Raw genomic sequence first — 12,261 nt, 5'->3', positions numbered from 1 at the left:
GCGACGACACTAAGCGACGGGTCAGCGTCGGCGCAGGACCAGTACCAGGTTGCTGGCGAGGAATTCCCGGACGCCGGGCACGTCCACGAGCCACCACGCCCAACTCGGGTGGTAGCGGGGGAAGGCCGCGAGCAGTTCGCCATCGGGTGTCGAACGTGCCCAGCGCAGACCGTCGCTCGCGCCCACGTCGAACAGCGACACCCCGTACCGGTTCTTCGGCTCCCTGCCGTGCTTGCGCGCGTAGCGCCGGGCCGCGTACTCGCCGCCGAAGGCGTGCCACGGACCGGTCTCGTGCCCGCCGAACGGTCCCCACCACAGGGTGTACGACAGCACCATCAGTCCGCCGGGCCGCGTGACGCGCAGCATCTCGTCGGCCATCACCCACGGCGTCGCGACGTGTTCGGCGACGTTCGACGAGAAGCACACGTCCACCGACCCGGTGCGCAACGGCAGCGCCAGGCCGGAGCCGCGGATCGCGCCGCCCACCTGCAGGCCGGCGGCGTGCATCTCCGACGGGTCGGGCTCGATCGGCACGTAGCGCGAACCCACCTCGGTGAACGCGTCGGCGAAGTAGCCCGGTCCGCCGCCGACGTCGACGACCGTGGTGCCCGTCAGATCGGCGCCGGTCAGACCCGTGTAGAGATCGCCGATGAGGTCGACGGTGTCGCGCGCGAGACCGCCGTAGAACTTCTCGGGTGCCGTCTGCTCGAACCGGAAGCTGCCGAGCAACCCCACGGAGCGGCGCAGTGTGGCGCGGCGGGCGAACAGCCGGGTCACGTCGGTGCGGGGTCGGGTCGTCGATGGCACGTCCAGTCACCTTAGTGCGGGCCTCACACTCGTCCCTCACCTGTTGCCGCCCGGCACCCGCTACTGTGTCCCTGTCATCGTCCGAGTCACATCTGCCCGGCCGGGTGGTCGAGTCGACATACAGGGGGTCACCGCGTGCGGGAGGTTCTGCTGCTTTGCTGGCGCGATAGCGGACATCCGCAGGGTGGTGGCAGCGAGCGGTATCTCGAACAGGTCGGGGCGCAGCTCGCGGCGCGCGGCGTCCGCGTCGTCCTGCGGACTGCCTCCTATCCCGGAGCCGCCGAGCGAGACCGGATCGACGGCATCACCGTCAGCCGCGGCGGGGGACGGCTCACCGTCTATCCGCGCGCGCTCGCCGCGATCCTCGCAGGCAGATTCGGTGTCGGCCCCCTCGCCGGTATCCGTCCCGACGCCGTCATCGACACCCAGAACGGCATTCCGTTCTTCGCCCGGCTCGTCGCCGGTGCGCCCGTCACGGTGCTCGTGCACCACTGCCACCGCGAACAGTGGCCGGTCGCGGGCAGGCTGATGGCCAAGCTCGGCTGGTGGATCGAGTCGTCGCTCTCGCCGCGCGTGCACCACCGCAACCAGTACCTCACCGTCTCCCTTCCGTCCGCCGACGAACTGCGCGCTCTCGGGGTCGACCGGGAGCGGATCGCGGTGGTCCGCAACGGTGTCGACGCCGTTCCCGCCGGTGTCGCGGTGGGTGGCGACGACACGCGCACGGCCCACCCGAGCGTGTGCGTGCTCTCGAGGCTGGTGCCGCACAAGCAGATCGAGGACGCCCTCGCCGCGGTCGCGGCGCTGCGCGGCACCGTCCCGGGTCTGCATCTCGACGTCATCGGCGGCGGCTGGTGGGAGCAGAACCTCCGCGATGCGGCCGCCGAACTCGGCATCGGCGACGCCGTCACCTTCCACGGCCATGTCGACGAGCAGCGCAAGCACGAATTGCTCTCCCGCGCTTGGATTCACGTGATGCCCTCGCGCAAGGAGGGGTGGGGACTGGCGGTGGTCGAGGCCGCCCAGCACGGTGTGCCCACCATCGGTTACCGCAGCTCCAAGGGATTGACCGACTCGATCATCGACGGCGTGACCGGTGTGCTCGTGGACTCGCCCGCCGAACTGACCGCCGCCGTCGCCGATCTGATCGCCGACGCCGACCGTCGTCGTCAGCTCGGCAACAAGGCCCGCATCCGCGCGGGCGAGTTCTCGTGGGAGGCCACGGGAGAGGGCGTGCACGAGGTCCTGTCCGTCACGACCTTCGGGCACACCGTCTCAGGACTGTTCCCGCGCGCCGACGAGCCGTCGACGCTCGCCGACCCGCTGCCCGAGCGCGCAGCCAGCGCCGCCGGCCAGTACCAGTAGCCACACGACGTGCGCCCCGATCGCCAGGGCGCGATGGGGTGACGGGGTCGAGGTGACTCCCTCCACCCGGTACAGGCTCAGATCCTCGTCCTGATAAGCGGTCTCGAGGGCTCCGAGCGTGCTCTGCGCGTCACCGAGTTCGCCCGGCGTGCCGTGCTCGACGAGCACCCAGCCCACCCCGCGGGCGGCGAGCGCACTCGGATCCGCGCCGGACAGCAGCAGGGCTTCGACGTCCTCCGCGCGACGACCCTCCCCGGCGACACTGCCCTCGGCGACGATCAGGGTTCCGGTCTGCAGGACGTCGGCGCGCAGCATGCGCGGGGACGGATCGAGCACCGGTACGGGCCCGGAGAAGTCGAAGACCCGGAACATGCCCACGGGCAGCACCGCCACGTCGCCGTCGTCGGCCGTGACGATCTGCGACACCTTCTCCCAGCCCAACGGATAACGCACGGGCTGCAGTTGCCCGCCCACACCCCACACCAGGTCGGGCAGCGCGACCAGCACGGCGGCGATCGCAGCCGCCGCCCACACCGGTTCGGGCGCCACGAAGCGCCGGGCGAGGACGGTCGTGCCGGCCGCCGCGGCGAGCGCGTAGGCGGGCATCGCCCACGCGACCCACTTCTGGGTGTCGCGCAGCAGTCCCGCGCCGGGCACGTTCACCATCGCCCATTCGCCGACGGCGAGTCCCGGGCCGGTCGCGGCGAGGGCGATGACGAGCACCGCAAGGACGGCAGGCACCGCGACCGCGACGATCACGGAGTTCCTACGTCGCCGCCACAGCGCCGGCACCCCGCACGCCACCACCGTGAGCAGCAGCAGGGTGCCCATCAGCGCCCATGCGGTAGTGCGCGAGGTGGGGACGGATTCGGCGTTCCAGATCCCGCCGAGCCCTGCCACCGAACCGATCGTGCCGAGCAGTGGTTCGGCCCGGGCGGCGAAGGCGCGCACACCGGCCGGGTCCGCTTCGGTACCGCCACCGGCGAGCGCCGTCGCGATCAGCCACGGCAACGACACCGCGACACCCAGCGCGAGTGCGCCGCCCACGCGCGGCAGCACCCGCGTCCGCCCACCGGGCGCGACGAGGACGGCGCAGGCCGTCACGATCGCCAGCAGGGCACCGGTCGGAGTCAGCCCCGCAGCGGCCAGGCAGACCGCCAGCGACCCCCAGCCGCCGCGTCTCCGTCGCCGGATCGCGACGGCCGCACAGATCGTCCACGGCAGCGCGGCGTACCCGGCGAGCAGACTCCAGTGGCCCTGCAGCAGCCGCTCGGCGACATAGGGATTCCAGATCGCGACCGTCGCCGCGACGAGCCGGGCGCCGGTTCCGCTCGTCGGCAGCACCACCGCGACCAGCCGTGCCGCACCCCATCCCGCCGCCCACAACGACGCGACGAGCAGCGCCGTGACCGCGACACCACCGTCGACGACGGTGCTCACCCACGCCAGCAGGGCGTCCTGCGGCACCGCGCGGGCGGCGGCGTCGGACAGACCGAGCGCAGAATCGGTGAGGAACGATCGGGGAGTGCTCACCGCGTCGCGGAAGAGCAGGTAGCCGGGGGAGACGAGGAACGGACCGAGCACCGCGACCGTCAGGACGAGGGACCAGACCGCCGGGAGAGCCGCCGTCGTGGACATGCGGGACGACTCCGGGCGGGACATGGCGGCAGAATACGGTGTCGTTCCGGATGGGAGGATGAGCGGATGCCGCGAACACCCCGACCCGCGTCGGAGGGAACCGAGACCACTCGTGGTTCGACGACGGGAACCGCCGTCACCGGCATGACACTGGTGACGGTCGGCGCGATGACCGCGAACCTCGCGTCCTATCTGTTGCACCTGCCGGCGGGACGCTGGCTCGGGCCCGCCGGATACGGCGAGTTCGCGAGCCTGCTCGCCGCGCAGCTCGTCCTCGCCGTGCCGGCACTGGCGTTGCAGACGGTCGTCGCCCGGGAGGCCGTGCACGGCACCGGCGCCGCGGCGCTGCGTCGTCTCGGTTACCGCTGCGCCGTGCTCGCCATCGTCGTCGCGATGCTCCTCGTGCCCGTCGTGGCGTGGGCGCTCGACACGAGTGTCGGCGGGGCGTTCGGGTCGCTCGTCACCGCGCCGCTGCTCGTCCTCCTCGCCGCCGAACAGGGCCTGCTGCAGGGGCGGGGCAGGTTCGCAGCGCTCAGCGTCGTCCTGTCCGCCGCGGGCGTCGCGAAGGTGGTGCCGGCCGTGGCGGTGCTCGCCGTCGGAGGCGGCCCCGGTGCCGCGCTGTTCGCCGGGGCGCTCGGCACGGGTGCGGTCGCGCTGGCCGCGAGTGTGCTCGTGGGCCGGACGTCGGGTGGACGGACGGAACGGGTCCCGACCGCCGGGGCGGTGCTGCGTGCCTCCCAGGTGCAGCTGGCCCTCATCGCGCTCACGTCGCTCGACCTGCTGCTCGCCCGCATGCTGCTCGATCCCGATTCCGCCGGGTTGTACGCGCTGGGGGCGGTGGCGACGAAGGTCGCCTTCTGGTTGCCGCAGGCGGTCGGTGTGGTGCTCTATCCGCGGATGGCGAATCCCGCCCAGTCGGCGGCCGCGGTGCGGTCGGCGCTCACCGTCCTCGTCGCGATCGGCGCGGTGCTCGTCGCCGGCGCGGCGATCTGCGCACCGATCGTCCCGATGCTGGTCGGCGACGCCTACGGGCCGGTGCAGTCGCTGCTGTGGCTGTTCGCACTGCAGGGCGCGTGTCTGGCCGTCCTGCAGGGCGCGCTGCTGTCGGCGATCGCCGGGGAACGTACCCATCTCGCGCTCGTCGCGTGGGTGGGCCTCGCCCTCGAGGCGGTGCTGATGTTCACGGTGGCGTCGACCCTGCGGCAGTTCATCGCCGTCGCTGTCGGTGTGGCCGCCGCGACGGCCGCGGTGGTCGCGGTGCTCGCTCTGCGCGGTGCTGGGGCGACCCGGTCGTCCACGGACGACGCGGCGACCCCGTCCACCGACGAGTCACCCGCGAACGACACCGCCCCCCACCGGGATCGGTGAGGGGCGGCTCGGTTCGTCTACCGGACGATCACTCCTGCGTCGGAGGCTTCCGCAGATCGGTGCGCGGGATCTCCTGCGTTCGATCCGTCGTCCAATCACGCTGCTGCGCGTTCGGATCGGTCTGGCGCGGGATGACCTCGGTGCGGTCCTCGGTGTGATCGCGCTGCGCGCCGCCCGAATGCGCCGGGCCGACCGTGGTCGTGGCCGGGCCTGCCGGGGCGGGACCGCCGGTCGCGGTGGCGGGACGACGGTTGCCGCCACCGCGGATGCCGAGCACGAAGCCGACGATCAGCAGGATGACGCCGAGGATGCCGAGGATGATCGGCAGGGTGCGGCCGAACAGCGAGATGGTGTCCTGGCCGTCCTTGGCCTGGCCGATCTGGTACTCGATCGTCTCCTCGTCGAACGGCAGTGTCACGTTGAGGACCGTCACCTCGGGCTTGTCGGCCTCGCGGGCGTAGTACTGGTCCTGCTGCTCCTGGCCTTTGACGACGACACCGGTGACCGGGTCGACCCACAGGTCGCGGATGTTGTTGTACCAGCGGGTCATCGTGATCGGCTCGTCGCCCTCACCGACACCCCAGGTGGAGGCGGGCAGGCTGAGCTTGTAGGTCGGGACCTCGGGGTCGGCCTTCGAGAGGTCGATCGGCCCGATCTCCTGGCTGAAGTGGTAGACCTTCATGCCGTTGATCTCCTCCTCACCGACGAAGTCGATGGGGAAGTTCTCGCGAGCGTTGATGTCGTAGTACGGGTACGACTCCTGCTGGACGTCGAACGGGAACTTGTACTGCAGTCCGGCGCGGTTGTCGATCTCCACCGGCGGCTTGTCGGCGCTCACCTGGATCGTGCTCACGCGCTCCGGGAACTCCTCCTCCGAGACGGGCATGGAGGTCTTCCGGTCGATCGTGAGACGGTCGACGACGGCCGAGACCAGGCCCGTGTCCCCTTGCATGTCGAGTCGTCGCACGGTCTGGCCTGCCTGCAGCGTCATGACCTCGGCGTTCGAGGGATCCTCGACGGTGACGAAGCGCTGCGCGACGATCGGCACGTCGCGGTCGACCTGCGCGTTGCCGGCGAGCAGCTGACGGGAATTGAGGATGTCGCCCGTGCCTTCGGCGACCGTGGTCACCTCGAGATCGAGCGGTGTCGTTCTCAGCTTCCCGAGCGTGTACGTCGGCACGAGAATCGCGATCACCAGGAGGAAGGCCCCCAGGCCCACCAGAATCATTGCCAGTATCCGGCCGGAGCTCGAACGCTCAGCCATGCTTTCTCCTCACTCAACGGTCGTCATCGAGTACCCCCACCGGCAGCAGCAGGGCTGCACGGATCGCCTGGCATCCGGCCCGCGAACACCACGTGAGCTCAGACACTAACAGCCCGGTATGGCAATTTGCGCGCTCGCTCGCCGCTGGGACGGATCGGTAGTCGATCTTCGTCGCTGCCGGGATCGTCCCGTGCCGGGTGATCCTGCTCTGTCCACCGCTCCCGCGACACGGCACACTGGTGCCCGATGACCACTACCACCGACCGGAACCGCAGCATGAGCGGATTCCTTCCGGCACTCGAAGGAATGCGCGGTTTCGCCGCAGTGGGCGTGTTGATCACCCACGTCGCGTTCCAGACCGGCGCGGTGCACGACCCACTGATCGGCCGGGTGTGGGCGCGGTTCGACCTCGCCGTCGCCCTGTTCTTCGCCCTGTCCGGCTTCCTGCTGTGGCGACCGCACGCCGCCGCGGCCCGCGCGCTCGGGCCGTCCCCCTCGACGACCCGCTACTTCCTCTCCCGCGCGACCCGCATCCTCCCCGCCTACTGGACCGTCGTGATCCTGGTGCTGTGGTTGCTGCCCGGCGCGGGCGGCGGCGCGACGGTGTGGTGGTCGAATCTCGCGCTCGTGCAAGTGTTCGTCCCACTGACCCTCACCGAGGGCCTCACCCAGATGTGGAGTCTGTCGGTGGAGGTGGCCTTCTATCTCGTGCTGCCGCTGCTGGCGCTGGCGGTGAGCGGGCTGCGCGGGGACGCCGCCCGCTACCGCGTCCCGCTGCTGCTCGCCGTGAGCGCACTGTCGCTGCTGTGGGCGTGGCTACCGGTCGGCACCCCCGACCACATCAACCACACCAACTGGCTGCCCGGCTACCTGCCCTGGTTCGCGGCGGGAATGATCCTCGCCGAACTCGTCACCGGCCCCGAGACGTGGATGCACCGCTTCGCGGCGCGGCGCACGGTGATGGGAGCGATCGCCGTCGCCGCCTTCGCTGCCGCCACCACCCCGCTGGCCGGGCCGGAGACGCTCACCGATCTCGCACCCACCGAATATCTCGCCAAGATCGCCCTGGGCGCGATCATGAGCTTCGCCCTGCTCGCCCCGCTGACCCTCGCACCGCGCCGGCAGCACCGCGTCCTGGCGAGCCCGGCCGCACTGGCCGTCGGGCGCTGGTCGTACGGCGTGTTCATCTGGCATCTCGCGGTGCTGTCGATCGTCTTCCCCGTCTTCGGGATCCCGGCTTTTGCGGGGCACTTCTGGTTCGTCCTGACGGTGACGGTCGTGCTGAGTCTGGCCGTCGCGTCCGTCAGCTACGCCCTCGTCGAGGAGCCGGCGCGGGCCGCCTTCCACCGTTGGGACAAGGCCCGGCGCGGTACCGCCGCCAGGCCCACCGCGACCACGCCGACGAGCGCCGCGAACTGAATCAGGAACGAGTGCCCGACATATCCGTCGGGTGATCGCCACGGCCCGGTGGACAGCAGCGCCATCGCCAGCATCGTCGCGCCACCCGCGGTGCCTACGAGCACACGCGACGCCAGGACGGGGCCGCGGCGCACCGCGAGCGCACCGATCCCCACCGCGCCGGCGACCGCGACGGCGGCACCGGCCCATCCCGCGAGGAGCGTCGCGGCGACCAGCACACCGGTCAGCGCGAGAACCGACGAACCCCAGGTGCGCGGCATCGGACCCGGATCCTCGACGCGCCGCCGCGGCCACACGGCCGCCGCGAACAACGGGACGAGCAACAGCAACCCGCCGAAGATCCCGAGCCGGTACCAGCGGTCGGTCGCGAACTCGAGTGTCAGCGTCTGCTCCGGCCCGGCCGGCACGATCCAGCCCTGCTGCCAGCCGTCCACGACGACCGGCGTCGCCACGGCACCGTCCGGGGTGCGCGCCACCCAGCCGACGTTGGTGCTCTCGGGCACCACCACGAGCCGGTCCTCGTCGCCCGCCGGAACCGTCACTTCGCGCAGGTTCTCCGTCCAGCGGCCCTTGTCGAGTTCCGTCGGCTCCGCGACGGGCGCGTCGGGACCGGGGACGTCGAGCCGAAGGCCCGAGACGACGAAGGCCGCACCGGGATCGACATCGATGTCGACCCGGCCCGGGTTCATGCCGACGACGTCGGTGCCGCACAGCGTCGCGGGGACCTCCACGCCCGCCGCGAGATCGGCGACCCGCGCGGTGAGCGACGTGCGGTAGCTGCGTCCGTCGATCTCCACGACGGGTCCGCGCTCGCAGTCGACGGTCACCGTCTCGTCGTAGACGGATCCCTGTGCCCCGATCGGCCCGTCGTCGCCGAGCACCGACACCTCGGCGAGCCCGGGCGGGGTGAGTTTCGAGAAACCCAGCACTGTGCGATCGAGGGTGTCGCGCCAGTGCACCACGGTGAGTTCGATCCGGTCCGTGACGTGCGGGGTCAGATCGACGATCGTGTTGTCACCGTCGAGTTCGCGCACCTGCGGTCCGTTGCCGAGATTCACCGCGACCCGCGACGGCGCGACCGGCAGCGCTCCCAGCGCCGTCCTGATCTCCAATCCCGTGACGCGTTGTTCCTCGGGAAGCTCCAGCGTGAGCGACGGCCGCGGCGCACCCGCTTCGAGCGAGCTCTCCTCCGCGGTCCACGACGTCCGCGGGTCACCGTCGGTGAGGGCGAACGCCGAGCCATACAGGTCGACGACGTCGGCGTCACCGCGCGCGACGACCCGATCCGAACGGTCCGCGAGGTCCTCGAGCGCCGGCCCGGGGCGCGCGCGCAGGAGCAGTTCCGGGCGGACCCAGGTCTCCTGCGGCACGTCCAGGGTGCGGGTGAACATGCCGGGTTCCTCGGCGGAGGTGGCGAGTCCCCGCGCGCAACGGACACGGTCGTAGGTGTCGACGCAGCTGCCGCGGCCGGGGAATTCCTGGCCGAGCTGCCATCCGCGTACCGCGGCGTCCTCGACCGGGCCCGGCACCACGATGCGGCGACGGATGTCGATCGGGTGTGGTTCGTTCCGGTCGGTGAAGTCCTCGACGACCACCTCGGTGAGACCGAACTGGTTGCCGACCGTGCCGCGTTCGGTGTGCACGGACGTGATGCGGATCCACGAGGTGGTGCCCAGCGGCAGCGCGACCGTCTGTTCGCGTCCCGGTTCGTCGACGCGCACCGCCGTGCTGCCCCGGTCGGTGGACACCTCGAGCCACTTGACGGGATCGCCGAGAGCACCGGAGCTCGTCGTCAGGTGCAGCAGACCCGCTTCGATCGGCCGGTCGAGGTCGAGCTGCAGCCACTGGCCGATCGCCGATTCGAGTCCGTTGCTGTGCCAGCCGGTCGTCGGATCGCCGTCGACCACCGCGGCCGGGCTGCTCGCGACCGACGTGCCACCGAGCTGGGTGGCATCCGACGCCGCGCTGGACACGCTGATGCGGGCGCCTTCCCATTCGGCCCGGACGAGTTCGGTGTCGGGCACCGGATAGTCGGGGACGGCGTTGTGGGTGCGACGCGGGTCGTCGGCGGTCCGGATCGTCGACGAATGATGGTCGACCTGCCCGTAGTCCGTCTCGCGGTCCGTCGGGGTGTCGGTGACCGTCACCTCGTCGACGGGCAGACCCGCGCGGGCCGCGTCGGCGGCGAGGAGCGTGGGACCGACGAACTCGGGCTGCGCGGTGTTGCGGCGCAGCAGCGCTTCGGGGCCGCCCTGCACGACCGGCACGTCGGCGATGTCCACGACGTAGGGACCGACGGGTGCCGCGGCGGGTTCGGCGACGCGGTAGATCTCCACGGCCGGATAGGCAGGTCGCAGGTCGGCGTCGGTGACGAAGTCGTCGGGGTTGTCGAAGACGATGTCGTCACCGAACTCGGCGACCCGCTCGATGCCCGGCGAACCGTCGAGCGCGCGATGCACGAGTGCCGGTCGCGCGGCGGGAGAGGTGTCGGGATCGAGGTCGTTGCGCACCACCAGGAAGCCGATGCCCTGACCGCGCAGGGTCGCGGCGAGACCGTCGGACGGGCGGCCGTCGGCGATGTCGCGTTGCACGGCGTCGAGGGCACGGATGGCGCCGGGTGGCACGAGCGGGACGGCGTCGCGCACCGCCCACGGCGTCGATGCGAGTGCCTGCAGCGGTTCGTCGCGGGTGAGCCCCCACATCTGGCTGCCGAACGGCGCGCCGGGAACGATGAGGGCGCGTTCGCCGCGCTCGCTCGTGTTGTCCTCGAGCCAGGCCGCCGTGGCGTGCCAGTGCTCGGGGACCTCGTCGAAAGCGCCGCGCGGAGCGAGCCGCCCGGTCCACGCGAGTGAGGTCGCGAGCGTCATCGCGACGAGGATCAGCGTCGTCACCGCGACCATCGGATTGCGTTCGGGATGCGCGAAGGCGTTCCGGGCACGCGTCCACGGCACCGATCCGGGCAGAGGAACGGCGCGCAGTAGGTGCGCGATCCCGAGCACGATCGGCAGTCGCACGAGCGGTTCGAGCTTGTGGACGTTGCGCAGCGGCGCACCGGCGGTGTCGAGGAACAACCGGACCTGCTCGGCGAACGGCGAGTCGAGCTGGCCGACGTAACCGACGCCCATGCCGACGAGACCCACCACGAGGATCAGGGTGAAACGACCGCGCGCGGGCATCGACCGCATCGCGAGACCGGCGAGACCGGCCGCGGCCAGGGCGCCGGTGACGAGGACCGCGGCCGGTTGCGTGACGAGCACGGCGCCCGCGATGCGTTCGGGGGAGACGAAGGGCGTCCAGCTGCTGGTGCCGCGCAGCACCTCGGCGAGCGACGTCCATTCGGTGGTGACACCGGACGATTCGATGAAGTCGAGGAAGGGCGGACTGACGCGACCGAGCAGCAGCAGCGGCACCATCCACCAGGTCACCGCGACGACGCACAGCGGCAGCCACCACAGGGTGAAGTGCCACCAGCGCCGGTTCGGACGGTGCGCGGCCCACCACAGCGCCGCGACGAGACAGGCCGCGGCGGTCGCGACCGCGTTGATCGCGCCCATGAGCGCCACCGCCCCGGCGGACTGCGCGGCGAGCCGGCGGGCCGAGCCCGGATTCTGCGTGTTCAGATACCGCACCAGCGGCAGCAGCACCCACGGCGCCAACATCATCGGATGTGCTTCCGACGAGATGGAACCGAGCGTCGTGAGGACGCGCGGGGACAGCACGAACACCGTCGCCGCGATCAGACGGGAGCTACGGCTCCCGATACCGAGGGCTTCGGCGAGGCGGACGAGGCCCCAGAATCCGGCGACGAGCAGCAGCACCCACCACACCCGCTGGGTGATCCACGGGGGGATGTGCAGCAGTTGACCCGCGGCGAAGAACGAGCCGTGCGGGAAGAAGTAGCCGTACGCCTGGTTCTGCACCTGCCCGAGCGGCGCCACACTGCTCCACTGGTGAGCGGCGCGCGTGAGGAATCCGATCGGGTTCTGCGTCAGGTCGTACTTGGTGTCGGCGACGACCAGGCCCGGAACCTGGGCGAAGGACAGGACCACCGCCACCGCGGTGACTGCGTACAGCCACCGGCGGGACAGCGGTTCGGCGGACGGGAGCTCCGTCTCGCCTCGGTACGTGCGTGAACTCGAAGCGTTGCCGGCGCCGTCAGCGGCTGCCGTACTCAACCTGGTTCAGGAGGGACGAATCGGCGTTGCCACTGCGATCGATCTGAGGGCGCGAATTCTCCTGCACAGCGGCCGTTACGCCGAAGACCGCCACGGCGCCGAGTACGGCACCGACGACCACGCTACCCAGGCCCGGTCCCAGGAACTTCCCCATTCCGTCTCCCCATCTCCAGTGACGCAGGCAGTCATCGCCGGCCGCCACGCTGTCTATCGGTCCGCGTCAAA

At 71.2% G+C, this 12,261-nt stretch carries 8 protein-coding genes; 3 read left to right on the top strand and 5 right to left on the bottom strand.

What is annotated here, in order from left to right:
- Nucleotides 1-21: 21 nt before the first annotated feature.
- Nucleotides 22-777, bottom strand: a complete 756-nt coding sequence (locus BO226_RS16975) for a class I SAM-dependent methyltransferase (RefSeq protein WP_064853020.1) — start codon at nt 775-777, stop codon at nt 22-24.
- A 165-nt stretch (nt 778-942) separates the two neighbouring features.
- Between BO226_RS16975 and BO226_RS16970 the strand changes: the two genes are divergently transcribed.
- Entirely contained in the window at nt 943-2,172 is a 1,230-nt protein-coding gene (locus BO226_RS16970; protein ID WP_019290883.1) for a glycosyltransferase family 4 protein, read from the top strand.
- Here the strand turns inward: BO226_RS16970 and BO226_RS16965 are convergent.
- Nucleotides 2,083-3,834 carry a hypothetical protein gene (locus BO226_RS16965; RefSeq protein WP_071935769.1) on the bottom strand — a complete coding sequence of 584 codons (1,752 nt, stop codon included), beginning with the start codon at nt 3,832-3,834 and terminating at the stop codon, nt 2,083-2,085. The two genes, BO226_RS16970 and BO226_RS16965, sit on opposite strands and share 90 nt — an antisense overlap.
- Before the next feature lie 42 nt (nt 3,835-3,876).
- Between BO226_RS16965 and BO226_RS16960 the strand changes: the two genes are divergently transcribed.
- Entirely contained in the window at nt 3,877-5,178 is a 1,302-nt protein-coding gene (locus tag BO226_RS16960; RefSeq protein WP_083543673.1) for a lipopolysaccharide biosynthesis protein, read from the top strand.
- 28 nt (nt 5,179-5,206) lie between these two features.
- On the opposite strand, the gene BO226_RS16955 is transcribed toward BO226_RS16960, so the two are convergent.
- Nucleotides 5,207-6,442 (bottom strand): DUF3068 domain-containing protein, encoded by a 1,236-nt coding sequence (locus tag BO226_RS16955; RefSeq protein WP_024102049.1) that lies wholly within the window; start codon nt 6,440-6,442, stop codon nt 5,207-5,209.
- 246 nt (nt 6,443-6,688) lie between these two features.
- Here BO226_RS16955 and BO226_RS16950 point away from each other — a divergent pair, with 246 nt between their 5' ends.
- On the top strand, nt 6,689-7,861 hold the full coding sequence (locus tag BO226_RS16950; RefSeq protein ID WP_071935768.1) for an acyltransferase family protein: 1,173 nt from the start codon (nt 6,689-6,691) through the stop codon (nt 7,859-7,861).
- Here the strand turns inward: BO226_RS16950 and BO226_RS16945 are convergent.
- Together BO226_RS16945 and BO226_RS16940 are read right to left on the bottom strand one after the other, a co-directional pair.
- Entirely contained in the window at nt 7,750-12,036 is a 4,287-nt protein-coding gene (locus BO226_RS16945) for an alpha-(1->3)-arabinofuranosyltransferase (RefSeq protein ID WP_071935767.1), read from the bottom strand. The two genes, BO226_RS16950 and BO226_RS16945, sit on opposite strands and share 112 nt — an antisense overlap.
- The gene (locus tag BO226_RS16940) at nt 12,017-12,190 is read right to left on the bottom strand and encodes a DUF2613 domain-containing protein (RefSeq protein WP_006552672.1); all 174 of its coding nucleotides are present in this window, start codon (nt 12,188-12,190) and stop codon (nt 12,017-12,019) included. The genes BO226_RS16945 and BO226_RS16940 overlap by 20 nt, the downstream gene beginning before the upstream one ends.
- Nucleotides 12,191-12,261: the final 71 nt, after the last annotated feature.

The organism is Rhodococcus sp. 2G (assembly GCF_001886355.1).
Taxonomy (GTDB): Bacteria; Actinomycetota; Actinomycetes; order Mycobacteriales; family Mycobacteriaceae; genus Rhodococcus; species Rhodococcus pyridinivorans.
This window is presented reverse-complemented; position numbering and strand designations above follow the sequence as displayed.

Excerpts from the sequence above, each read along its gene's own strand:
- BO226_RS16965 (WP_071935769.1), bottom strand. The coding sequence starts at position 3,834 with ATGTCCCGCCCGGAGTCGTCCCGCATGTCCACGACGGCGGCTCTCCCG.
- BO226_RS16960 (WP_083543673.1), top strand. The coding sequence starts at position 3,877 with ATGCCGCGAACACCCCGACCCGCGTCGGAGGGAACCGAGACCACTCGT.
- BO226_RS16955 (WP_024102049.1), bottom strand. The coding sequence starts at position 6,442 with ATGGCTGAGCGTTCGAGCTCCGGCCGGATACTGGCAATGATTCTGGTG.
- BO226_RS16950 (WP_071935768.1), top strand. The coding sequence starts at position 6,689 with ATGACCACTACCACCGACCGGAACCGCAGCATGAGCGGATTCCTTCCG.
- BO226_RS16940 (WP_006552672.1), bottom strand. The coding sequence starts at position 12,190 with ATGGGGAAGTTCCTGGGACCGGGCCTGGGTAGCGTGGTCGTCGGTGCC.